Consider the following 21,319-nt stretch of genomic DNA (forward strand, 5'->3'; position numbering starts at 1 on the left):
TGTTCCTTTTTCAATTGTTCGCAAAAAACCCGGATTAGTCCGTCAGTCCGACATCCGGGCTGCGCTACAAATCATACCACGGGAGACTTTCAAGACGATCAATTGCGACATAAGATCGTCGCCGGTTTGGTGTGCCGCCGTTGCTGGGACTTATGGAGCACGCGCACGCCGATCGGCCCCGGAGATCTCGATGCCCTCTTTGACTGAATGGAAAGTACCGCTTGCGAACCAGCCCCGCGCCAGCGACTACAGTTTCGATCTCGATCGCGTGCTTTCCTCGGTGGTCGGGCTGCATTCGATCATCCCGGCCGACGCCTTTAGCGCGGAGACGCTGGGTACCGAACGCGCCGGCAATGGCGTCCTGATCGACGATGGGCTGGTGCTGACCATCGGCTACCTGATTACCGAAGCCGAGACCGTCTGGCTGCATCTTGGCGACGGCCGCGTGGTCGAAGGCCACGCGCTCGGCTTCGATGCCGCGAGCGGCTTCGGCCTGGTGCAGGCGCTCGGCCACATCGATCTCGAACCGCTGCCGCTCGGCTCTTCGGCCGCCGCCAAACTCGGCGACCGCGTCGTGGTCGGCGGCGCCGGCGGGCGCACGCGGTCGGTCGCCAGCCACATCGCCGCCAAGCAGGAGTTCGCCGGTTACTGGGAGTATTTGCTGGATGAGGCGATCTTCACCTATCCCGCGCATCCCAATTGGGGCGGCACCGGGCTGATCTCGAGCCGCGGCGAGCTGATCGGTATCGGCTCGCTGCAACTCGAGCGCGAACGCGACGGCAAGGCCGAGCATGTCAACATGATCGTGCCGATCGATCTGCTCAAGCCGGTGCTCGACGATCTGCGAAAGTTCGGCCGCGTCAACAAGCCGGCGCGGCCCTGGCTCGGGATGTACTCGACCGAGATCGACAACAAGGTCGTGGTGATCGGCATTTCCGCGAAAGGGCCCGCGGCGCGCGCCGAACTCAAGTCCGGCGACGTTATCCTGGCCGTCAAGGGCGAAAAGATCTCAAGCCAGACCGGGTTTTACCGAAAACTCTGGGCGCTCGGACCCGCCGGCGTCGACGTGCCGCTCACCGTCCACCATGACGGCGTCACCTTCGAGGTGGTGTTGAGTTCGATCGACCGCACCAGGCTCTTCAAGGCGCCGCGGCTACATTGAACAGCAGCGGAGATCCCACGATGGGCGAGGCCGTGGTGGACGACATCGTGGCCGTGCTGCCGCCCTTGCTGCAATCGCTTGAAGCGCTCGGCTTCATCGCCCGCCATCTCAACCCGCCGGATTTCGGTGCTGTCATGGAAGCCGCCGGCACGCCGGACCAGGCGTTGAAAGCCGTTCGTCCGCGGCTCGCCGGCTGGCCCGCGGAATTCGCAGACGTTCAGACCTCGCTCGCAGCGGCCAGCGACGCCGCGCTTGCGGCGTTCGATGGCTTGCGCGCGGTCCAGCATGGCAACGGCGACCTGATGGCGGTGTTTCGCGCGCTGCGTTACGTGCCGCGCGCCCAGGAAGCGCTATACCCGCTCGCTGCAAAATTGCCGCCGGTAAGCAGTTTCTTCGTCGATCCCGCTATGCGCGAAGATGCCGATCTCGCCGCGCGGCTCGCGCGTCCGGCATCAGATAACACCGGGATGATGCACGACCATAACGAACCGGGCAGCCGCGGCGGCTTCTCGCTCTACGCACCCGAATATTACAGCCCGGACCGTGCCTGGCCGCTGGTGATGGCGCTGCATGGCGGCAGCGGCAATGGCCGCGGCTTCCTGTGGACCTGGCTGCGCGACGCGCGCAGCCACGGCGCCATCGTCGTCGCGCCGACGGCAACCGGCAGCACCTGGGCCTTGATGGGGGAAGACACCGACACGGCCAACCTCGCTCGCATTCTCGATGTAGTGCGAAGCCGATGGAACGTCGACCCAGACCGCTTGCTGCTGACCGGAATGAGCGACGGCGGCACCTTCTGCTACGTCACCGGACTGGAGAGCGCTTCGCCCTTCACCCACCTGGCCCCGGTTGCCGCCACATTCCATCCGCTGATGGCGGAAATGGCGGATGCCGGGAGATTGCGGGCCTTGCCGGTTTATATCGTGCATGGCCGGCTCGACTGGATGTTCCCGGTGCAGGTGGCGCGGCAGACGCGAGAGTCGTTGTCGGCGGCAGGCGCCGACGTGACCTACCGGGAGATCGACGATCTCAGCCATTGCTATCCGCGCGAGATCAACGCGGAGATCCTGAGCTGGCTGCGCGGTTAATGCTCAGACTATCCCGCCATTGGCGCGCAGCACCTGGCCGTTGATCCATGAACCGTCGGGGCCGACGAGGAAGGCGACGACGGAAGCAATATCCTCGGGCGCGCCGAGGCGTTCCAGCGGGCTCATCTTCGCCAGCCGCTCGATCAATTCGGGCGGTTTGCCGTTGAGGAACAGGTCGGTCGCGGTCGGACCGGGGGCGACCGCGTTGACCGTGATGTTGCGGCCGCGCATCTCCTTCGACAGGATCGCGGTCATGGTCTCGATCGCCGATTTGGTGGCGGCATAGACGCCATAGGTCTCCAGCCTGGTGCCGACCACGCTGGTCGAAAAATTGACGATCCGTCCGCCGTCGCGCAACCGCTTCGCCGCCTCGCGCATCGCATTGAAGCTGCCCTTGAGATTGACCGCAATCTGCTGGTCGAACACCGCGTCGTCGCTGTCGGCGATTTTCGCAAGCTTCATGATGCCGGCATTGTTGATCAGCACATCGATCCCGCCGAACGCGGCTGCCGCCGCGTCGAACAGGCCGCGCACCGCCGTGGGGTCGCTGACATCGGCCTTGACGGCGAGCGCGCGGCTACCCTTGGCTTCGATTTTGCGCGCGAGCGTCTCGGCCGATTTGGTGTCGCCGGAATAATTGATGACAACGGTCAAGCCGTCGCCGGCGAGACGTTCGGCGACCGCGGCGCCAATGCCGCGCGAGGCGCCGGTCACGATCGCAACCTTGCTGGTTTTGCTGGTCATTCTCACTCCTGATCGCAAGAGGGCTAATCCACACATTGATGTGCGGCTAATAGTTCTTTCAAGCCCTCGTGAAGCCAAGCCCGATGATTGTGAATGATCGTCGACATAATCTCGTCCGAATTTATCTTCAAAAATGAGGTACTTAACCAGCAGCGGGGGAGCTGTTCAGTTGGTCTCGAACCCTCCGGAACCCCCATCATGCCCCCAGATACTGCTTTCGCATCGCCGCCCCTGCCCGCCCGTTCGTCTGCTTCGGTCCTGCTGTCGAAAGGCGTCACGCGTCTCGAAGTCACGCTGAAGCTCACCACAGCGATCCTCGCGCTCGCGGCCGGCGTCTACACTTTTCTCGGCGTCCGCGAATTGCTCAACGGCAGCCCGACCACGGTGTTGTTCGCCGCAGTGATCTATTCGGTCGCGGTGTCGGTCGGCATCTACGCATTCTGGGTGTTCCTGATGCATTTCATGCCGCATGTGACCCACCGCACCGGCCGCGGCCTGATGTTCGGCTGCATGCTGCTGGGGTCGCTGATGATCGTGGCGATGTCGTCATGGCTGAACGCCTCGGCGCTGGCCGGCGCCGCCGCGATCCAGCAGCATCTCGCCACCACCGTGCAGGATTACACCCGCGATCTCGATACCGCCAACACCAACGCCATCGCAGCCCAGGGACTGTTGCCGGATATCCAGCTGGCGTCGTCACGCTTCGCACGGCTTGCCGACGCCGAGCGTGCCGGCTCGCTGACCGGCACTGCGGGATCCGGCACCGTCGTGCAGCTTCTCACGCAAATGTCCGGGCAACTCGATAGCCTCGGCCAGGAAGTCCAGGCCTCCGGCAACCGGGTCTCGGCCTTGTACGAACAAGGCGGCAAGAATCTCACGCGGATGCGCGAATTGATTTCCGATCGCGGACCGATTTCGACGCGCAGCGACGCCTTCGCGACGGAGTCGCTGGCGCTGATGGGCGTGATCGCCAATTTGCAGCAGACGTCCGTGGCACCCGCGGTCAAGCGCGCCGCGGCGTCGCTGTCATCCAGCTTCATTGCACCGGCCGCGGGCGGCCACACCGCCGATCTTGCCGATCGCCAGACCGCCGTGGTCGGCAAGGTTGAAAGCTCGATTGCCGCGCAGGCGGCATCGCTGTCGGACGCCGCAGACAAAATTCTGGCGACGCCGAGGGTCGAACCGGTCCGGTTCCAGACTTTGTCGCCCGCCGAAGCGGTGTTGCGTTACGCCGGGGATTTCATTCCGAGCTGGGCGGGTGCGATCTCGATCGATCTGATGCCTGCGGTGTTGGTGCTGATCCTCTGCGTCGTGCACGCCGCGATCAGGCGCGAAGGGCTTCCGGTCTTCAGCGCATCCGGCATGACCGTGGGCGAGTTGGTCTCTGCCTTGCAGATGGCGCGCGAGGTCGGGGACGCGCGGCTGACGGCGCCGGCGCAGGCGAAACCCACCGGCGAACAGGCCGACCCCGCGATCGCGGACGAAAACGTCACCTCGCTGTCGTCGGCAAGGCAGATCAAGTAGTGGCCAAGTCGCGGTCCTCGACCCTGCGGCAACGGTTTCATGGCTGGCTGTCGGACGATGCCGACGAGGCCGTGTTGCGCTGGATTTTCCGTGGCGTGCTTACGGTCACGATCGTCGCGCTCACGGCCGATCTCGCCCGCATGGAGGGGTGGACCGCCGACCCGCATGCCGCGGCGCCACCGGCCGAGATCGGCGCGGATTCGCCCGCGCTCGATCCCGGCATGCTGCCGTCGATCCTCGCGCCGCGGTCGCCTGACGGCGACAAGCGCCTGATCCCGCTGCCGCAGCCGGGCGGCACCATGGCAAAGCCGATGACGTTCGAGCTGGTCGGCGGCGGCAAATTGATGGCGACTGGCACCATCACGCCCGGAATTTCGCAAAGCTTCGCGGCCGAAGTCGGCCGGCACGGCGATTACATCAGGACCGTGGTGCTGAATTCGCCGGGCGGCTCGGTCACCGATGCGTTGACCATGGGGCGGCTTATTCGCGAGCGCAAATTCGCGACCGAAGTCGAGGCAGGAAAATACTGCGCGTCGTCATGTCCGCTGATGTTCGCAGGCGGAATCGAGCGACGCGCCGGCGAACGCGCCATGATCGGCGTGCACCAAGTGGCGGCGATCCGTTCGGCCACTGCCGGGCCGCCCCGCGATGAGATGAGCGTTGCGCAAAACATCTCGGCGCGCTGCGAACATTATCTCGCCGACATGGGCGTCAGCCTGCAGGTCTGGGTGCACGCCATGGAGACGCCGCATGACCGGCTATTCGTCTTCAGGCCGGACGAACTGAAGTCGCTTGATGTGGTGACGGCGGCCACGGCTTCCTCACCGATAGCCGCGCCCGCGCCTGCAACGACCAAGACACGTTCTTGATGTCGGGTATCCCCTTGGGATCGCCCGACATCGCCGAGACGACAGGTGGAACCATCGTCTCCCCACCACGTTATTGGCCATCATCGGAGGTTTTGCCATGCGGGTTTTTCTGGGAATGATTTTGGGGGCGCTGCTGCTGGTGGCGGGCGTTTACACCTATGATTCCATGCAGACCTCGACAGTCGCGAATGGCGAGGTAGCGCAGGCAAATCGCACCATCGTGAACTGGGACGTCGCGGCCACCGACTTGCACGCGCTGAAAGTCCGCGCCCATGATGACTGGGTCAGGCTGTCCTCGAAGTAATCACGCCAAATTGGCGCTGTAACCAAAAAAACGCCCTCGCTGGATCCAGCGAGGGCGCTATCGTAATTTGCTACTTGCTCGCCGCCGCCTTGCGCGCATCGGCGATGACCTGGTCGAATTCGGCCATGGTCAGGACGCCCGGTACGCGGAATTTGCCGACGATAAAGGACGGCGTTCCCTTGAATCCGAACGCGGTGGCCTGATCGTTGTTGCGCGCCAGGATCGCATCGATCGCCTCGGCATGGGTGGCGAGATCGCGCGTGGCGCGATCGACATCGATACCGGCGCCGGCGAGCAGCTCTCGGATGCGCGGCTCGGTCAGCTTCGAATTGACGCCGATCAGCGCCTCGTGGGCCTGCAGGAATTTGTCCTGGAATTTGCTCGCCAGCGCCATCCGCGCCGCTGTCACCGAGACCGGCCCCAGGATCGGCCAGTCCTTCAGCACCAGGCGGACCTTGCCGTCGTCCTGCACCACCTGCCGCAGCTCGGGCTCGAGCTTGCGGCAATACGGGCACTGATAGTCGAAATACTCGACGATCGAGACATCGCCATTGGCATTTCCGGCTACCGGGATATCCGGATCGCGCAATACAAGAGCTTCCGTCAGCACATTGTCGTCGTCGCTTTGCGCCCACGCCGATCCCGGTGCAATCTGCAGGCCCAGCACCAGCGCGCCTGCGCCGAGTGCGCCGAGCGTTTCGCGCCGGGTCGGTGCCTGGGAAAGGCGGACTGGATCGGTCGATTTGGTCATCTCTGCTCTCCGGGTCGGCTCAATTGTCAGGATAGAGACAAAGTACGCGCCAGCATATAGAGCGCCACCGCAATAATGACGGCGGCGAACACAATGTTCAGCGCGCCGCACCGTGCCGACAGGTGCTGCGCAGATCGGGTGCCGATCAGTCCGCCGACGATGCCGCCCGCAATGGAAAATCCCGCCAGTCCCCACGAGATCAGCCCGGATCAGGCGTAACTGGTGGCCGCGGCGACCAGCGCTCCCGATGCCAGTCCGAGCACGGCCTGCATCGCAGATTATCAAGACGGTAAACTCGAATGCACGCCCGGACCCCAGGAGGAATTTCTACTGATCTGTATGGTGGCGTTATCAAAAAATGCAATGGAGATCAGCGCACCAGCAGCGTCACCGCCAGCGGCACCAGCAGCGATGTCAGGAGCGCGTTGAGGCTCATGGCGATGCCGGCGAACACGCCCGCTACCGAGTCGACCTGGAACGCGCGAGCCGTACCGATGCCGTGCGCCGCTACCCCGACCGCGAAGCCGCGCGCGCGGAAATCCCCGATGCCCGCCCGGTTCATCAAGGGCGTGACGATCATCGCGCCCATGATACCGGTGACGATGACCGCGACCGCCGTCAGCGACGGATCGGCGTGCAGCGATTCACTGATACCCATGGCGACGCCGGCGGTGACCGATTTCGGCGCCAGCGACAGCACCACCGTTTCCGGCAGGCCCGCGGCCTCCGCCAGCAACACCACCGAAACGATCGCAGTCACGGAGCCCACCACCAGCGCCGCCAGCATCGGCAGGATCGCCGCTGCCGCCGCCTTGCGGTTTTCATAGAGCGGCACCGCCAGCGCGACGGTCGCCGGCCCGAGCAGGAAGTGCACGAACTGCGCCCCCTCGAAATAGGTCGTGTAGGACGTGCCCGTGATCAGCAGAAAGGCGCCGATGATCCACATCGAATGAAACACCGGATTGGCGAGCGCATTCCGCTGCGTCTTGAGCGATACCGCATCCGTGATCGCATAAGTCAGCAACGTCACCGTCAGCCACAGCAGCGGCGACCGCGACAGGTACACCCACAGCGAGAACGGGTTTTCGTTCATGGCGCGCTCCGTCCGCGCACCATCAGGCGGCTCACGCCCAAAAACGTCGCCACCGTCGCCAGCAACGTCATCACCACGGAGAGCGCGAGCACGACCGCGATGGCGATGCCATGTGCGGCGACGAGATCGAGCTTCTGCACGACGCCGACACCGGCCGGGACAAACATCAGCGAAAGATGTGCGAGCAGGCCCCGGCTGGCATTCTCCACGCCACCCCCTTGCAACGGCCCGCGCGCCAGAACGGCGAAGCGGTCGCGCGCCAACAGCAGCAGCAGCAAAAACACCAGCCCGAGCACCGGACCCGGCACCGGCAGGCCGAGACCGTGCACGATGACCTCGCCGGCCAGCTGACAGAGCAAAATAAGGCTGAGGCTTGCTATCATTCGCGATCCGGGCGCGGGAAACCTCCGTATCAAGGGATCCCGGCGAGTGCCTGTCAATCTCCAGCGGTTCTATTCGGAGCTCACGACTGAAGGCGTGGCAGTCGGACTGACGATCCGGCAATGGGCCCGACCCTGTTCGGCCGAGATGACTGCGCGCAATTGAAGCAAATTCAACCCTTCAGTCGGCTGACGCACTCGCTGTAGTAGCCGCCACTCATTTCGATCCATTTCAAACCACCGTTGGCATTGGTAGCCTTGTTGGCGGTGAATTGATCCGCACAAGTATGCGTCCGAGCTTTGTCCAGGGGTTCTCCAGCGTATTTCGGTGCAATCGTCGAAGGAAACACCGCCTGCGTAGCGCTTGCTCCGCACTCCTGTTGTCGAAATTCCTTCCACTTGAGACCCTTGAGCTTGCCGGCAACTTCCGCAGCCATGTATTTCAGGGCGCATCCTGGAACTGTCTTCGCAGGCTTTACGATTTCGGTTGTCGATGTAGGGTTAGGCGGCGAAGCAGCGGCTGGAGGCGATTGGTCCTGCGGTCCCTTCGAATCCGCAGGCGGGGTCGTGGCACCAGGTGCCGCGGGCCCGACCGCCTGGGCAAGCAGGCCGAGACTGGCCCTGTCCAAATCGGACCGGTCGCCACTACTGTTCAGGATCAAGCTGTAATCCCGCACGAAACCCGCGACCGATCCCGCGCTGCTCGAGGGATCATCGAGCTGCGACAGGTTTCGATAGGCTGAATTGCCGGCAACCGTTGCCACACGACCGTCCAGCGTGGCCGAGGCTGTTTGGGAAAATACGATAAGCCCGATTGAGGCCGTTACATTCCAGCAAATCTTTCCCATGCCCCTCCTCGTGAAATTGACGGCCGTCCAGAAATAATCATCCAGCTAACAGGCCCTGGCGAATTCGGCCCGGGCCCGCCAAGGAATCAAAAGGCGCTTAACTCTTCAGACGCTTGTTGCACTCGGGATAGAAGCCGCCACCGCCCTTCGGATTCCACTGCATCCCTCCAGTAGTGTTGGCGGCCTTGTTGGCCTTCCATTGTTCGGAGCACGTGTGCATGCGCGCCAGGAACGGTTTTTCGCTAGCATATTTCGGATCGATCGCCGAAGGAAATACCGCGTTACCCACCGACGCTGGCGCCGTAGCCGGTGCTGCGGCTGCCTTTTCCTTCTTCGGTTTGGCTTCGGTGGCCTTTGGCTCCGCAGGCGCGACCGGCGCGGCGGCAGCGGGCGCAGCGGAGGGCGTTGCTGCAGCGTCCGCCGCGCACTGGGTTTTGCGGAAATCGTTCCACTTCTGGCCGTTGAGCGTGCCGGCGGTCTTGGCGGCCTGGTATTTCGCACTGCACTCCTGCATGGTGAGGGCCTGAGCCGGCGCTGTCACCGTGAGCGCGACAAAACCCGACACCGCGGCGGCGCACAATAATTTTGCTCGAATATTCATCCTGGGTCTCCTTGAAGGGAATGACGATCGGAAGGCGCCCATCCTAGCCTAGCGTCGGCGCGTGACAACGGAGCCATCGATCGTTGCGCCAAAATATCCTGTCCTTGAAAGGCGGCCCAGCCGGCTTCATTCATCCGCGGTTCAGCATTGCGGCGCGACGTTGCCCCCCTCTTTAACCCGAGGTGCTCCTATGATGACACTATCCTCCCGCGCGGCTGCGACCGCCTTCGCATCCCTGCTGCTGATGAGCTCCGCATTCGCGCAAGCCACGGCGCCGGCTCCGGCGGCAAAAGCTGCGCCTGCGGAAAAGAAGGCCGAGAAGCCGCGCTCCGCGGCGTCGCTCGAATGCTCGAAGGAAGCCGATACCAAGGGCGTCCACGGCAAGGAGCGCAAGAAGTTCATGTCCGATTGCAAGAAGACCGCGGCCGACAAGCCGAAATGAGCTTTTCCCCTCTCCCCTGACAAAGGGGAGAGGGGAATGGCGGTTTATTTCCCGGCCATCTACTTACCGGCCTTCTACTTCCCGGCCTTGGCGCCGCGCGGCGTGCTGTCGCGCATCAGGCGGTCGAGGTGCATCCGGATGTGGGCGGCCTCCGCGGAAGTATTGGCGAGCGCGATGGCGCGGTCGAACGCGACCCTGGCCTCGTCATTGCGGTTAAGCTGCATCAGGAAGGCGCCGCGCACGCCAAAGAAATGGAAATAATTCGAAAGCCGCTCGCCCAGCGGCTCGATCATTTCCAGCGCCGCCTCGGGCCCGCGCACCTTGGACACCGCGACCGCGCGGTTGAGCGTCACCACCGGGGACGGCTGCATGATTTCGAGCGCGCCGTAGAGCAGGTCGATCTGGGTCCAGTCGGTGTCTTCGGGCCGGGCGGCGCGGGCATGCAAAGCCGCGATCGCCGCCTGAACCTGGTAGGGCCCGCTGCGGCGATGCCGCATTGCCTTGTCGATCAGCGCCAGCCCCTCGGCGATCGCGCTCTGATTCCATAACGAGCGATCCTGATCGTCGAGCAGCACCACCGCGCCAGTGGCGTCGAAGCGCGCCGCCGCGCGGGCATGCTGCAGCAACAGCAGCGCCGCCAGTCCCATAATCTCGGGCTCGCTCTGGAACAGCCGCAGCAGCAGCCGCGCCAGTCGAATGGCCTCCTCGCACAGGGGGCTGCGGATCTCGGCGGTGTCGCCGCCGGCCGAGTAGCCCTCGTTGAAAATCAGGTAGATCATCGCGGCGACCGCGGAGAGCCGTTCGCTGCGTTCCACGGGGCCCGGCGTCTCGAACGGCACGCCGGCGTCCGTGACCCGCGCCTTTGCCCGGGTGATGCGCTGCTCCATCGCCGCCTCCGAGACCAGGAACGCGCGCGCGATCTGCTTCACCGTCAGGCCGGAGACGATGCGCAGCGCCAGCGCAATCTGCTGCGTCGCCGGCAGATCGGGATGGCAGCAGATGAACAACAGCCGCAGGATGTCATCGCGATAATGCGAGCCGTCGAGCCGCTCGGCCAGCGCGTCCTCGGCGTCGTCGAGGTCGGAGATCGCCTCATCCTCGGGCAGCGGCTCCTGCTTGCGGCCGCGCCTGATATCGTCGATCGCGACATTGCGCCCGACCATGATGAGCCAGGCCGCGGGATCGCGCGGCGGCCCGTTTTGTGGCCAGTTGTTCAGCGCGCGCAGGCAGGCGTTCTGGAAGGCCTCTTCGGCGGTGTCGAGATTGCGGAAGTAGCGCAGCAGCGCGCCGACCGCCTGGGGCCGCGCCGAGGTCAGCGCGGCATCGATCCAGGCCGTGTCGGTCACGTCACGGTCGCCCCGGGCCGGAACAGACCGACGGGACGAATTTCATAAGCGCCGCCGGGATTGGCCGCCCCGAGGTCGCGCGCGACGTCGAGCGCCTCGTCGAGATTGTTGCAGTCGACGACATAGAAGCCGAGCAGCTGCTCCTTGGTTTCCGCATAGGGGCCGTCGAGCACGACCGGCGGGTCCTTGCGCAGTGTGGCGGCCGATGTCGTCGGCAACAGCCGCGCCACCGGGCCGAGCCGGCCCTGTTTTGTCAGCCTGTCCTGCACGATCGCAAGCTTCTTCATGACCGCGGCGTCCTGCTCCTTGGTCCAGGAGCCGACAAAGTCCTCATCGTGGTAGCAAAGGATGGCGTACAGCATGCGTTCTCCATGATCCCGAGGACGTTTGAGCGTGCCGGCAACCGACAGCAAATCGGAAATATTTTGCACGGATGCCGCGGACCGCTAAGGTTACCCGTAATCCCCAATATGAGGAAAAAAATCGGATGAACAAAGCTGCGCTCGCCTTGCTGGTGCACGGCGGGACCGAAAACTGGTCTCCCGAACGATGGAAGAACCGGTTCAACGAAGTGTGCAAGGACCGCCGGGTTTTGCTGTTGCCCAATGCGACGTTCGATCCCGCTGAGATCCATTACGCCGCGGTCTGGAAACCGGTTCCGGGTGAACTTGCGGCCTTCCCGAACCTTCGCGTGATTTTCAACCTGGGCGCCGGCGTCGATGCGCTGATGGCCGATTCCAGCCTGCCGAACGTGCCGCTGGTTCGCGTGGCCGTCGGCGACCTCACCGGTCGGATGACCGAATATGTCGCGCTGCATGTGCTGATGCATCATCGGCAAGAACCTTACCTCAGATCATGCCAGCGCGAGAAGCGCTGGGCGCCCAAATCCCAATGGCCGGCGAGTGCGATTTCGGTCGGGATCATGGGCCTTGGCACGCTCGGCGCGGACGCGGCCAAAGCGCTCAGGCATCTCGGCTTTCGCGTCTCGGGCTGGAGCCGAAGCCGCAAGGAAATCGACGGCATCGACTGCTTTCACGGCAAGGCTCAGCTGGAGCCGTTTCTGCAACGGACCGATATCCTGGTCTGCCTGCTGCCGCTCACGCCGGACACGCGACACATCTTGAATCGCGCGTTGTTCGCAAAACTAAACCGCAACAGCCCGATGGGTGCCCCGGTCCTGATCAATGCCGGGCGCGGCGGGCTGCAGGCGGAATCCGACCTCCTGCAAAGCCTCGACGACGGCACGCTCGGCGCCGCATCGCTGGATGTCTTCGCAACGGAGCCTTTGCCGCCGGACAGCCGGTTCTGGACGCATCCAAAAGTCATCCTGACGCCGCACAACGCCGCCGATACCGATCCCGACGAAATCTCGAAATATGTGGCGCAGCAGATCGAACGGTTTGAAGCCGGGGGCGCGCTGGACAATGTTGTCGATCCCGCGCGGGGGTATTAGCGACTCCTCGTCGTCCCGGCCAACGCCGGGACACATAAACGCCGGCGAGCGTCGTTTAAGGAGGTCGTTGCAGACCGGCCTTCAATGGAAAGTCTTCGGCCTATGGATCCCGGCACGCGTTCGCGGAGCCTGTCATCGGGCGGCGCTTTGCGCCGACCCGTTGGCTCACTTCGCCGGGACGACACCGAAATTGCGATGCAGCATTCTTCAAAACGGACTCTCGCCCAGTCCCGGGACATCCGCGGGCCTCGGACCCGGCGCTGCCCAGTGAAAGCGTCGGTCGGCTTCCGCGATCGCAATATCGTTGATGCTGGCTTCGCGGCGGCGCATCAGGCCCTTGTCGTCGAACTCCCACTGCTCATTGCCGTAGGAACGATGCCACTGCCCGGCATCGTCGTGCCACTCGTACTGGAACCGCACCGCGATGCGGTTGCCGTCGAACGCCCAGAGATCCTTGATCAGGCGATAATCGAGTTCCCTCGCCCATTTGCGGGTGAGGAACACGACGATCGCGGCGCGGCCCTCGAAAAATTCCGAGCGGTTACGCCAGCGGCTGTCCTCGGTATAGGCCAGTGACACGCGTTCGGGGTCGCGCGAATTCCAGGCGTCTTCGGCCATGCGGGCCTTCTGGGCGGCGGTCTCTCTCGTAAACGGCGGAAACGGACGCGACATGATGACCTCCGCTGTGGGTAACCCGACCTTATCGCCGCTTTTTGACGAGTCGATGGCGCGTTGCCTGTCACCCGATCGCTAGACCACATCGGCCTTCAGCAATACCCGCAGCGCCTTCGGGATCGGTTGCGCGCGGCCCTCGCTGATGAAGGCGACGCGCACCTGCGCCTTGACCAGCACGTCGCCGCCGCGCTTGACCTCCTGCGCCAGCGTGATCGAGGCGCCCTTCACCGCGACCGGCCAGGTCACCACCTCGAGCACGTCATCCATCCGGGCGGGTTTTAAGTAATCGATCTGCATCGAGCGCACCACGAAAGCGAAGCCCGGGGTTTCCGCCTGCGCTTCCGCAAACAGCGCGTGCTGCTCGGCGCCCATCAGCCGCAGATGATTGGTGCGTCCGCGCTCCATGAAGCGCAAATAGTTGGCGTGATAGACAATGCCGGAAAAATCGGTGTCCTCGTAAAAGACGCGGATCTGCATGGTATGACGGCCATCGCGGATCGTGCCGTCGAGATGGGCGGTCATCGGCGGACCAGGCTCGATCACGGCTCTTCCTCGACCCCGCTGCCGAACAATCCGAACTGCGCCGGATCGCGCGCGGGCTCGGCGAGGCCGAGGTGGCGGAAGGCATGCGAGGTCAGCAGCCGCCCGCGCGGGGTGCGCTGCAGATAGCCGCACTGGATCAGGAACGGCTCGATGATGTCCTCGATCGCGTCGCGCGGCTCCGACAGCGCCGCCGCCATGGTTTCCACGCCGACCGGACCGCCGCCGTAGTTCATCGCGATGGTCGAGAGATAACGCCGGTCCATGGCATCGAGGCCGGCGGCATCGACTTCCAGCGCGCTCAGCGCGTGGTCGGCAATGGCGCGGTCGATCGAGGCGGCATCCGCCGCGGAAGCAAAATCCCGCACCCGCCGCAGCAGTCGGCCGGCGATGCGCGGGGTGCCGCGGGCGCGTCGCGCGATCTCGTTGGCGCCGTCAGGCGTCATGCCGATCTTGAGTACGCGGGCGCCGCGGGTGACGATCTTTTCCAGTTCCTCCTCGGTATAGAAGTTCAGCCGGATCGGAATCCCGAAGCGGTCACGCAACGGATTGGTCAGCAGCCCCGCGCGCGTGGTCGCGCCGACCAGCGTGAACTTTGCAAGTTCGATCTTGACCGAGCGCGCCGCCGGCCCCTCGCCAATGATCAGGTCGAGCTGAAAATCCTCCATCGCCGGATACAGCACTTCCTCGACCGCCGGACTGAGGCGATGAATTTCGTCGATGAACAACACATCGCGCTCTTCGAGATTGGTCAGGAGCGCGGCGAGATCTCCGGCCTTGGCGATCACGGGCCCCGACGTGGCGCGGAAGCCGACGCCGAGTTCGCGCGCGACGATCTGCGCCAGCGTGGTCTTGCCGAGGCCGGGGGGACCGACGAACAACACATGGTCGAGCGCCTCGTTACGCTTGCGGGCGGCCTCGATGAAGATCGACAGGTTGGCGCGCGCCTGCGCCTGGCCGACGAACTCCGACAGCAGTTGCGGGCGCAGGGCGGTGTCGGGCCCATCGTCCGTGCGGCGCTCGGGGGTGACGATGCGGGAGGGCGTGGTCATGTGCGGAGGATAGCACGAGGTGCGTTTCTTACCTCTCCCGCTTGCGGGGGAGGTCGACGCGCTCGATAGAGCGCGGCGGGTGGGGGAACTCTCTCAACAGGCGCCGGGGTATGCTGAGGCACCCCCACCCCAGCCCTCCCCCGCAGGCGGGAGAGGGAGCAGGCCGCGGTCGAACCATGGTTTCCGTTCGCGAAAAAAAATCGCCATCGCTTCTTCACTTCGCCAGCTCCTTGAGCCCAAGCCGAATCAACTGCGCGGTCTCGGCGTTTTCGCCGGCAATGCGCGAGGCTCCGGCGATGGCGGCGGCGGCCTGCGGCGGACCGTAGCCGAGATTGACCAGCGCCGAGATCGCATCGGTGACCGGACGCGGCGCGCGATCATTGTCGATCGCGCCGGACAGATGCACCAGCGCCGGATCGATGTTGGCAAAGGCCGGCGCCTTGTCCTTCAGTTCGGTGACGATGCGCTCGGCCACTTTCGGTCCGACGCCCGGCGTGCGCTGCACCGCGGCCTTGTCGCGTAACGCGATGGCATTGGCGAGATCGGCCGGCGGCAAGGCCGAGAGCACCGCCAGCGCCACCTTGGCGCCGACGCCCTGCACCGTCTGCAGCAGCCGAAACCATTCGCGCTCGACATCGCTGCGAAACCCGAACAGCTTGATCTGATCCTCGCGCACGTAGGTTTCGATCGACAGCACCGCGATCTCGCCGGGCGACGGCAGCGCCTGCAGCGTCCGCGCCGAGCAATGCACCTGGTAGCCGACGCCGCCGACGTCGAGAATGACAAAATCCTCGCCGTAGCTGTCGATCAGGCCTTTGAGTTTGCCGATCATACCCCCACCGTCCTCAGCCGCAGCGCGGCGCTCTGGCGGTGATGGGCGTGCGTAATGGCGATCGCCAGCGCATCGGCGGCGTCTGATGATTTCGGCTCGGCCTTCGGCAGCAGAATTTTCAGCATCACCAAAATCTGGTTCTTGTCGGCATGGCCAGCGCCAACCACGGTCTTTTTCACCTGGTTCGGGGCGTATTCCGCGACCGATATCCCGAACATCGCCGGCGCCAGCATCGCAACCCCGCGCGCCTGGCCGAGTTTTAGCGTAGCGACACCGTCCTTGTTGACAAAAGTTTGTTCGACAGCCGCTTCCGCCGGCTGGAAGTCGCCGAGCACGGCGGCGAGCCCCTCATGGATCGCCAGCAAGCGGCTCGCCAGCGGCAGGCCTTCGGGCGGCTCGACCGAGCCGCAGCCGACGAATATCAGCCGGTTGCCGTCGATCTCGATCACGCCCCAACCGGTGCGGCGCAGGCCCGGATCGATGCCCAGAATGCGGACAGGATGGCGAATCGGCTGGGATGTCATGGATATTTTATACCCCATGCCGGAGTCCCAAGCCTAGCTCGGGCGATTCGCTATCAACCGTCATACACCGCGAAAGCCGGCCGGAACTTGTCACGCGCGGGCTTGACCCGCGCATCCATCATCTTCGCAAAGAGTCCGCCGAGAGGATGGATTGCCGGGTCAAGCCCGGCAATGACGAAGGGAGGTGTTCTCACCCGCCCATCTTGGCGACCAGCGCGTCGGAAACCTCGAAATTGGCGAACACGTTCTGCACGTCGTCGTGTTCGTTCAATAGATCGATCAGCTTCAAGAGCTTCTCGCCGGTCTCGTCGTCCACCGGCACCGTGTTCTGCGGTTTCCAGGTCAGCGCCGCCTTGCGCGGTTCGCCGAATTTCGCCTCCAGCGCCTTTGCCACGTCGCGGAAGGTTTCCGGCGAAGCGTAGATCTCATGGCCGTTTTCGCTCGACGACACGTCGTCGGCGCCGGCCTCGATCGCTGCATCCAGCATCGCATCGTCGGAGGCGACCTTGGCGTCGTATTCGATGACGCCGGTGCGGTCGAACATGAAGGCGACCGAATTGGTTTCGCCGAGATTGCCGCCGGACTTGGTGAAGTAGGAGCGGATGTCGGATGCGGCGCGGTTGCGGTTGTCGGTCATCGCCTCGACGATCACGGCGACCCCGCCCGGACCATAACCCTCATAGCGAATCTCGTCGTAATTCTCCGCGTCGCCGCCGATGGCCTTCTTCACCGCGCGGTCGATCGAGTCCTTCGACATGTTTTCCTGGCGGGCGGAGATGATCGCCGCGCGCAGCCGTGCATTCATCGAGGGATCGGGCTGGCCCAGCTTCGCCGCAACCGTGATTTCCCGCGCCAGCTTGCTGAACAGCTTCGACTTCTGGGCATCCTGCCGGCCCTTGCGGTGCATGATGTTCTTGAATTGGGAATGTCCGGCCATGCGGGTATCTTTCGGGATTCGTCCGGTATGTAGGGGTGGAAAGCGCGGCGTTATAGGCCGCGGCAACGGCAAAATCAAAGATTCACGAGGATTTTCGGTATATTAGTAGTGCCGCCTGCCTAGATGTGAGGCAATCGTTAACCATGATTTCATGCCGAACTGCCAAGATCGCAGCCTCATTTCTCGTTCCCGAGAAGGGCCCATGGCGTTCGGTTGGTTTCCAAAACGTCCGCCGGAAGCGGCCGCGCCTGCCGTCGCAGCGCTGGCGCTGACGCCGGTGGTTGCGGCCGAAGCTCCCGGCGTTTCGGACACCGATTCCACCAGGGAAATCCTCGAACTGCTCGAACTCGAACTGGGCGCGATGATCCGGCAACTCGAACGGGCGGCCAATTCGGTCGCCGGGGGCGCCGAGGCCACCGCGGCGACGCTCTCCACCATTCGCCAGCGCACCGATGCCCTGACGGGGCGCACCAGCGCCGCGCAATCGACCGCGACCACTTTCTCGCAGGCCGCCGACAAGTTCACCCATTCGGCTGAGGGAATTGGCTCCCAGGTCCGCGACGCCAGCAAGCTCGCCGATCAGGCCAGCGCCGCGGCCCGCGAAGCGAGCCTCAATGTCGACCGTTTGAGGGAGTCCTCGGCCGCGATCGGCAATGTCGTCAATCTGATCGCGCAGATTGCCAAGCAGACTACGCTGCTGGCGCTCAATTCCACCATCGAGGCGGCGCGGGCCGGCGCTGCCGGGCGCGGCTTTGCCGTCGTCGCCTCCGAGGTCAAGGCGCTGGCGGTGCAGACCCAGAACGCCACCGAGGAGATCACGAAAAAAATCGACGCGTTGCAGCGGGATGCCGCGGGCTCGGTCGACGCGGTGCACCGGATATCGCAGGCGATCGAGGCGATTCGTCCGGTTTTTGAAAACGTCAATGGCGCGGTGGCGGAGCAGAACCAAACCACGGGCGCGATGTCGGCCAATGCCGCAACGGCGTCGCGTTTCATCGTCTCGGTCGGCGACAGCGCGGCCGAAATCGACAGCGCGACCAAGCAGGCCGAGGCGCATGGCGAACGTGTCGCCAACGCCGGCAAAGCCGTCACCATGTTCGCCCAGAAACTCAAATCGCGCTGCGCGGTGCTGCTGGGCCAGGACGACCGTGAGGACCGGCGCAAGCGCGAACGGTTGCCGTGCAATCTCAAAATCGAAATCCAGACCCCGCGCGGCATGGCCGCAGCCGCCGTTTATGAAATTTCCATGGAAGGCCTCCTGATCGGTGGACCGGACGCCGAGCGGCTGCCGCTGAACGAAAGCCTCGATGCCACACTGGAGAGCATCGGCGCGTGCAGGATTCGCTTCACCGAGCGTTCGAAGGCCGGCACGCAGGCGCGGTTCGAGACGCCCAATGCCGCATTGAGTGAAAAGATCGAAGACCAGCTGTGGTCGATCCACGACGAAAACACCGAATTGGTCACCCGCGCCATGGAAGCCGGCACCGCGCTGACCAAGATATTCGAGGACGCGGTGGCGAGCGGCGCCATTGCCATCGACGACATGTTCGACGCCGACTACATCGAGATCCCCGGCACCAACCCGCTGCAACACCGCACCCGGATCCTCGGCTGGGCGGATCGCGCGCTGCCGCCGTTCCAGGAAGCCTTCCTCGCCAGGGATCCGCGCACGGTGTTCTGCGCCATGATCGACCGCAACGGCTATTTGCCGGTTCACAACAAGATCTACTCGCATCCGCAGCGCCCCGGCGACGTCGGCTGGAACACCGCCAACAGCCGCAACCGCCGCATCTTCAACGATGCCGCGGGGCTCGCCGCCGGCCGCAACCTGCGCTCCTACCTGATTCAGAGCTACGCCCGCGACATGGGCAACGGCCAAACCATCATGATGCGCGAGATCGACGTGCCGGTCCGCGTCAAGGGCCGGCACTGGGGTGGATTCCGTACCGCGTACAAGCTTTGAGCAAGACAAGCGTCCAAGCGTTCCGAAGCGTTTACAGAAATTATTCACCCGGAGGAATCCAGCGATGTCGGTTGCGCAGCCCATAAGGTTGGACCGTGCTGCGGCCATCCCCTCGGATAGCGAGCGTCTGGTCGATCAGCTTGCGAACCGGATCGGCGGCCTTGGGGTTGAGCTCGCGGACGTGGCAGGAAATCTGCAGGAAGTCGCCGGCCGCGTGTCGAGCCAGTCGGACCGGCTCGGGCATCTGCAAACGACCGCCGAGACGATGGTTTCCGCCAATCACGGCATCGCCAGCGCGTCGCGGGCGGTGCAAACGGCTACCTCGGCTGCCGTCGGTGAAATCACGCAGTCGCGTGCCGCGGTGGAGACGGCGGTCCAGCATATCGCCGAATTGATCGAGGCCGTCGGCCGCATCGAACTTCGTCTCGGGTCGGTCGGAACCGCGCTCGCGCAGGTCGCCAAGGTATCCGGATCGATCGAGGCGATCGCAAAGCAGACCAACCTTTTGGCCCTCAACGCGACCATCGAGGCCGCCCGCGCAGGCGCCGCGGGAAAAGGGTTTGCGGTCGTCGCCAGCGAGGTGAAGAACCTTGCCGAAGCCACGCGCCAGGCCACGCATCTGATCGGCGATACCGTTCGCGATCTTGACGGTCAGATCGGCAACCTGATCGGCGCCAGCGGCGACGCCTCGCTTCGCGCCAAGAGCGCCGGCGAAGGCGCCCAGCAGATTCAGAGCATCATCGTCCGCGTCCAGGACGGCTTCACGGCGGTCGGCCGGGAGATCGATGGCGTGGCCAGGGCGGCCACGTCCAACCTCGCGCATTGCGACATGGTGATCGATGAGCTCGGCAACCTCGCCAAGGGCGTCGATCTGTCGTCGACCGACCTGAAACAGGCCGACGAAAGAGTCGCCAGGCTGCTCGATCTTTCCGAATCGCTGATCGCGCTCATCGCCGACAGCGGGGTGGAGACGTCGGATGCACCGTTGATCCGCGTCGTGATCGATACCGCCAAACAGATTTCGGCGGCGTTCGAGACCGCCGTTGAACGCGGGGACATCCGCATCGATCAATTGATGGACGAGAAATACCGCGAAATCCCGGGCACCAATCCCAAACAATACCTCACCGACTATGTCGCATTCACCGACCGGATCCTGCCGCCGATTCAGGATCCGATTCAAAAGATCGACCCCCGAATCGTGTTCTGCGTCGCCTGGGCTAAGGGCGGCTATCTTCCGACCCACAATCCGAACTATCGCCTGCCGCAGGGTCCCGACGCCGTGTGGAACAACGCCAATTGCCGCAACAAGCGGCTGTTCAACGATCGCGCGGTACACAAGGTCGCGGCGAATACCAAGCCGTTTCTGCTGCAGACCTACCGGCGGGATATGGGCGGCGGCAATTTCGTCCTGATGAAGGACCTGTCGTCGCCGATTTACGTTCGCGGCCGCCATTGGGGCGCGTTCCGCATGGGTTTTCGGCAGTCTTGAGTGGCCGCGAACCGTCGCGCAAAGTTCTGGAGCCGCCCAAAAATCCGCCGGTAGCTGCGGCGATCCGTGCCGCCTGACGAGAGGTAGTGCCGCAAGGGCGATGCAAGGCATCCTTGCAAAAAATATATCCGTTTGTTGACGGATCGCAGCGCGATATAATGGGCCTGCCACGTCAATCGCCCCTTCTCGCGTTCTCCGCGGGCGCTGTCCGTGACTGCTGGATTGGAGGTTCTGATGGCCACCACCCTGACAATCAACGGCGAACCGAAATCGTTTGACGCTCCGCCGGACATGCCGCTGCTCTGGGTTCTCCGCGACATCCTCGGCATGACCGGAACGAAGTTCGGCTGCGGCATTGCCCAGTGCGGCGCCTGCACGGTGCATATCGACGGCAAGCCGGTGCGATCCTGCATGCTCCCGGTCGGCGCGGTGCGCGATCGCGCCGTCACCACCATCGAAGGCGTCGGCGCTTCGCCTGCCGGCGCAAAGGTGCAGAAGGCCTGGCTCGATCTCGAGGTGGTCCAGTGCGGCTATTGCCAGTCGGGCCAGATCATGTCGGCGGCGGCGCTGCTCGCGGGCACGCCCAACCCTGACGATTCCGACATCGACGCCGCGATGGCGGGAAATATCTGCCGCTGCGGCACCTATGTGCGCATTCGCGCGGCGATCAAGCAGGCTGCTTCCCAACGTCAATCGTAG

The 21,319-nt window shown here is 64.2% G+C and carries 24 protein-coding genes; 10 read left to right on the forward strand and 14 right to left on the reverse strand.

Going from position 1 to position 21,319, the window contains the following annotated elements; translation table 11 throughout:
• The first annotated feature begins 190 nt into the window (after positions 1-190).
• The gene (locus tag B5527_RS34755) at positions 191-1,162 is read left to right on the forward strand and encodes a S1C family serine protease (protein ID WP_079605522.1); all 972 of its coding nucleotides are present in this window, start codon (positions 191-193) and stop codon (positions 1,160-1,162) included.
• A 20-nt stretch (positions 1,163-1,182) separates the two neighbouring features.
• The gene (locus B5527_RS34760) at positions 1,183-2,250 is read left to right on the forward strand and encodes a dienelactone hydrolase family protein (RefSeq protein ID WP_079605523.1); all 1,068 of its coding nucleotides are present in this window, start codon (positions 1,183-1,185) and stop codon (positions 2,248-2,250) included.
• 3 nt (positions 2,251-2,253) lie between these two features.
• Here B5527_RS34760 and B5527_RS34765 read toward each other — a convergent pair whose 3' ends face one another.
• A complete protein-coding gene (locus B5527_RS34765) occupies positions 2,254-2,994 on the reverse strand; it encodes an SDR family oxidoreductase (RefSeq protein ID WP_079605524.1) in 741 nt (246 codons plus the stop codon).
• Positions 2,995-3,192: 198 nt separating this feature from the next.
• Between B5527_RS34765 and B5527_RS34770 the strand changes: the two genes are divergently transcribed.
• From B5527_RS34770 to B5527_RS34780, 3 genes are all read left to right on the forward strand, one after another.
• Entirely contained in the window at positions 3,193-4,518 is a 1,326-nt protein-coding gene (locus tag B5527_RS34770) for a hypothetical protein (protein WP_079607736.1), read from the forward strand.
• The gene (locus B5527_RS34775) at positions 4,518-5,387 is read left to right on the forward strand and encodes a hypothetical protein (RefSeq protein WP_079605525.1); all 870 of its coding nucleotides are present in this window, start codon (positions 4,518-4,520) and stop codon (positions 5,385-5,387) included. Before B5527_RS34770 ends, B5527_RS34775 begins: the two co-directional genes overlap by 1 nt.
• Before the next feature lie 97 nt (positions 5,388-5,484).
• Complete coding sequence (locus B5527_RS34780) at positions 5,485-5,691, forward strand: hypothetical protein (protein ID WP_079607737.1); 207 nt, start codon at positions 5,485-5,487, stop codon at positions 5,689-5,691.
• A 70-nt stretch (positions 5,692-5,761) separates the two neighbouring features.
• Here the strand turns inward: B5527_RS34780 and B5527_RS34785 are convergent, their stop codons facing one another.
• The 5 genes from B5527_RS34785 to B5527_RS34810 form a co-directional block, all read right to left on the reverse strand.
• On the reverse strand, positions 5,762-6,442 hold the full coding sequence (locus B5527_RS34785; RefSeq protein WP_079605526.1) for a DsbA family protein: 681 nt from the start codon (positions 6,440-6,442) through the stop codon (positions 5,762-5,764).
• Positions 6,443-6,812: 370 nt separating this feature from the next.
• Complete coding sequence (locus B5527_RS34795; RefSeq protein WP_079605527.1) at positions 6,813-7,535, reverse strand: LrgB family protein; 723 nt, start codon at positions 7,533-7,535, stop codon at positions 6,813-6,815.
• Positions 7,532-7,918, reverse strand: a complete 387-nt coding sequence (locus B5527_RS34800; protein WP_079605528.1) for a CidA/LrgA family protein — start codon at positions 7,916-7,918, stop codon at positions 7,532-7,534. The genes B5527_RS34795 and B5527_RS34800 overlap by 4 nt, the downstream gene beginning before the upstream one ends.
• Positions 7,919-8,088: 170 nt before the next feature.
• Positions 8,089-8,352, reverse strand: coding sequence for a hypothetical protein (locus B5527_RS34805; RefSeq protein ID WP_338065057.1), 264 nt, complete (start codon positions 8,350-8,352; stop codon positions 8,089-8,091).
• Between the two features lie 508 nt (positions 8,353-8,860).
• Positions 8,861-9,364, reverse strand: coding sequence for a hypothetical protein (locus B5527_RS34810; RefSeq protein WP_079605529.1), 504 nt, complete (start codon positions 9,362-9,364; stop codon positions 8,861-8,863).
• 193 nt (positions 9,365-9,557) lie between these two features.
• On the opposite strand from B5527_RS34810, the gene B5527_RS34815 reads away from it, so the two are divergent.
• Entirely contained in the window at positions 9,558-9,806 is a 249-nt protein-coding gene (locus B5527_RS34815; RefSeq protein WP_172842845.1) for a PsiF family protein, read from the forward strand.
• A gap of 74 nt (positions 9,807-9,880) precedes the next feature.
• Here B5527_RS34815 and B5527_RS34820 read toward each other — a convergent pair whose 3' ends face one another.
• Positions 9,881-11,152, reverse strand: coding sequence for an RNA polymerase sigma factor (locus B5527_RS34820; protein ID WP_079605531.1), 1,272 nt, complete (start codon positions 11,150-11,152; stop codon positions 9,881-9,883).
• Positions 11,149-11,514, reverse strand: a complete 366-nt coding sequence (locus tag B5527_RS34825) for a YciI family protein (protein ID WP_079607739.1) — start codon at positions 11,512-11,514, stop codon at positions 11,149-11,151. Before B5527_RS34825 ends, B5527_RS34820 begins: the two co-directional genes overlap by 4 nt.
• Positions 11,515-11,639: 125 nt before the next feature.
• Between B5527_RS34825 and B5527_RS34830 the strand changes: the two genes are divergently transcribed.
• On the forward strand, positions 11,640-12,605 hold the full coding sequence (locus B5527_RS34830) for a 2-hydroxyacid dehydrogenase (RefSeq protein WP_079605532.1): 966 nt from the start codon (positions 11,640-11,642) through the stop codon (positions 12,603-12,605).
• Between the two features lie 207 nt (positions 12,606-12,812).
• On the opposite strand, the gene B5527_RS34835 is transcribed toward B5527_RS34830, so the two are convergent.
• The 6 genes from B5527_RS34835 to B5527_RS34860 all read right to left on the reverse strand — a co-directional run bounded on the left by B5527_RS34835 (position 12,813) and on the right by B5527_RS34860 (position 17,165).
• The gene (locus B5527_RS34835; protein ID WP_079605533.1) at positions 12,813-13,277 is read right to left on the reverse strand and encodes a DUF1348 family protein; all 465 of its coding nucleotides are present in this window, start codon (positions 13,275-13,277) and stop codon (positions 12,813-12,815) included.
• A 78-nt stretch (positions 13,278-13,355) separates the two neighbouring features.
• On the reverse strand, positions 13,356-13,802 hold the full coding sequence (gene ybgC, locus B5527_RS34840; RefSeq protein ID WP_079607740.1) for a tol-pal system-associated acyl-CoA thioesterase: 447 nt from the start codon (positions 13,800-13,802) through the stop codon (positions 13,356-13,358).
• 17 nt (positions 13,803-13,819) lie between these two features.
• Complete coding sequence (gene ruvB, locus B5527_RS34845; protein WP_079605534.1) at positions 13,820-14,872, reverse strand: Holliday junction branch migration DNA helicase RuvB; 1,053 nt, start codon at positions 14,870-14,872, stop codon at positions 13,820-13,822.
• Between the two features lie 214 nt (positions 14,873-15,086).
• Positions 15,087-15,704, reverse strand: a complete 618-nt coding sequence (gene ruvA, locus B5527_RS34850; protein WP_079605535.1) for a Holliday junction branch migration protein RuvA — start codon at positions 15,702-15,704, stop codon at positions 15,087-15,089.
• Positions 15,701-16,228, reverse strand: a complete 528-nt coding sequence (gene ruvC, locus B5527_RS34855; RefSeq protein WP_079607741.1) for a crossover junction endodeoxyribonuclease RuvC — start codon at positions 16,226-16,228, stop codon at positions 15,701-15,703. The genes ruvA and ruvC overlap by 4 nt, the downstream gene beginning before the upstream one ends.
• 190 nt (positions 16,229-16,418) lie before the next feature.
• A complete protein-coding gene (locus tag B5527_RS34860; RefSeq protein WP_079605536.1) occupies positions 16,419-17,165 on the reverse strand; it encodes a YebC/PmpR family DNA-binding transcriptional regulator in 747 nt (248 codons plus the stop codon).
• 202 nt (positions 17,166-17,367) lie between these two features.
• On the opposite strand from B5527_RS34860, the gene B5527_RS34865 reads away from it, so the two are divergent.
• The 3 genes from B5527_RS34865 (at position 17,368) to B5527_RS34875 (ending at position 21,319) form a co-directional block, all read left to right on the forward strand.
• Positions 17,368-19,128, forward strand: a complete 1,761-nt coding sequence (locus B5527_RS34865) for a methyl-accepting chemotaxis protein (RefSeq protein ID WP_079605537.1) — start codon at positions 17,368-17,370, stop codon at positions 19,126-19,128.
• A 64-nt stretch (positions 19,129-19,192) separates the two neighbouring features.
• Positions 19,193-20,620, forward strand: coding sequence for a methyl-accepting chemotaxis protein (locus tag B5527_RS34870; RefSeq protein ID WP_079605538.1), 1,428 nt, complete (start codon positions 19,193-19,195; stop codon positions 20,618-20,620).
• 234 nt (positions 20,621-20,854) lie between these two features.
• Entirely contained in the window at positions 20,855-21,319 is a 465-nt protein-coding gene (locus B5527_RS34875) for a (2Fe-2S)-binding protein (RefSeq protein ID WP_079605539.1), read from the forward strand.

Origin of the sequence: Bradyrhizobium erythrophlei (assembly GCF_900129425.1) — a bacterium.
Classification (GTDB): Bacteria; Pseudomonadota; Alphaproteobacteria; order Rhizobiales; family Xanthobacteraceae; genus Bradyrhizobium; species Bradyrhizobium erythrophlei_C.

Coding starts and splice junctions, on each gene's coding strand:
- ybgC (WP_079607740.1), bottom strand. CDS start 13,802: ATGACCGCCCATCTCGACGGCACGATCCGCGATGGCCGTCATACCATG.
- B5527_RS34800 (WP_079605528.1), bottom strand. CDS start 7,918: ATGATAGCAAGCCTCAGCCTTATTTTGCTCTGTCAGCTGGCCGGCGAG.
- B5527_RS34875 (WP_079605539.1), top strand. CDS start 20,855: ATGGCCACCACCCTGACAATCAACGGCGAACCGAAATCGTTTGACGCT.
- B5527_RS34825 (WP_079607739.1), bottom strand. CDS start 11,514: ATGCTGTACGCCATCCTTTGCTACCACGATGAGGACTTTGTCGGCTCC.
- B5527_RS34870 (WP_079605538.1), top strand. CDS start 19,193: ATGTCGGTTGCGCAGCCCATAAGGTTGGACCGTGCTGCGGCCATCCCC.
- B5527_RS34795 (WP_079605527.1), bottom strand. CDS start 7,535: ATGAACGAAAACCCGTTCTCGCTGTGGGTGTACCTGTCGCGGTCGCCG.
- ruvA (WP_079605535.1), bottom strand. CDS start 15,704: ATGATCGGCAAACTCAAAGGCCTGATCGACAGCTACGGCGAGGATTTT.
- B5527_RS34865 (WP_079605537.1), top strand. CDS start 17,368: ATGGCGTTCGGTTGGTTTCCAAAACGTCCGCCGGAAGCGGCCGCGCCT.
- B5527_RS34805 (WP_338065057.1), bottom strand. CDS start 8,352: ATGGCTGCGGAAGTTGCCGGCAAGCTCAAGGGTCTCAAGTGGAAGGAA.
- B5527_RS34760 (WP_079605523.1), top strand. CDS start 1,183: ATGGGCGAGGCCGTGGTGGACGACATCGTGGCCGTGCTGCCGCCCTTG.
- B5527_RS34770 (WP_079607736.1), top strand. CDS start 3,193: ATGCCCCCAGATACTGCTTTCGCATCGCCGCCCCTGCCCGCCCGTTCG.
- B5527_RS34810 (WP_079605529.1), bottom strand. CDS start 9,364: ATGAATATTCGAGCAAAATTATTGTGCGCCGCCGCGGTGTCGGGTTTT.
- ruvB (WP_079605534.1), bottom strand. CDS start 14,872: ATGACCACGCCCTCCCGCATCGTCACCCCCGAGCGCCGCACGGACGAT.
- B5527_RS34785 (WP_079605526.1), bottom strand. CDS start 6,442: ATGACCAAATCGACCGATCCAGTCCGCCTTTCCCAGGCACCGACCCGG.
- B5527_RS34860 (WP_079605536.1), bottom strand. CDS start 17,165: ATGGCCGGACATTCCCAATTCAAGAACATCATGCACCGCAAGGGCCGG.
- B5527_RS34830 (WP_079605532.1), top strand. CDS start 11,640: ATGAACAAAGCTGCGCTCGCCTTGCTGGTGCACGGCGGGACCGAAAAC.
- B5527_RS34780 (WP_079607737.1), top strand. CDS start 5,485: ATGCGGGTTTTTCTGGGAATGATTTTGGGGGCGCTGCTGCTGGTGGCG.
- B5527_RS34815 (WP_172842845.1), top strand. CDS start 9,558: ATGACACTATCCTCCCGCGCGGCTGCGACCGCCTTCGCATCCCTGCTG.
- B5527_RS34835 (WP_079605533.1), bottom strand. CDS start 13,277: ATGTCGCGTCCGTTTCCGCCGTTTACGAGAGAGACCGCCGCCCAGAAG.
- ruvC (WP_079607741.1), bottom strand. CDS start 16,228: ATGACATCCCAGCCGATTCGCCATCCTGTCCGCATTCTGGGCATCGAT.
- B5527_RS34755 (WP_079605522.1), top strand. CDS start 191: ATGCCCTCTTTGACTGAATGGAAAGTACCGCTTGCGAACCAGCCCCGC.
- B5527_RS34765 (WP_079605524.1), bottom strand. CDS start 2,994: ATGACCAGCAAAACCAGCAAGGTTGCGATCGTGACCGGCGCCTCGCGC.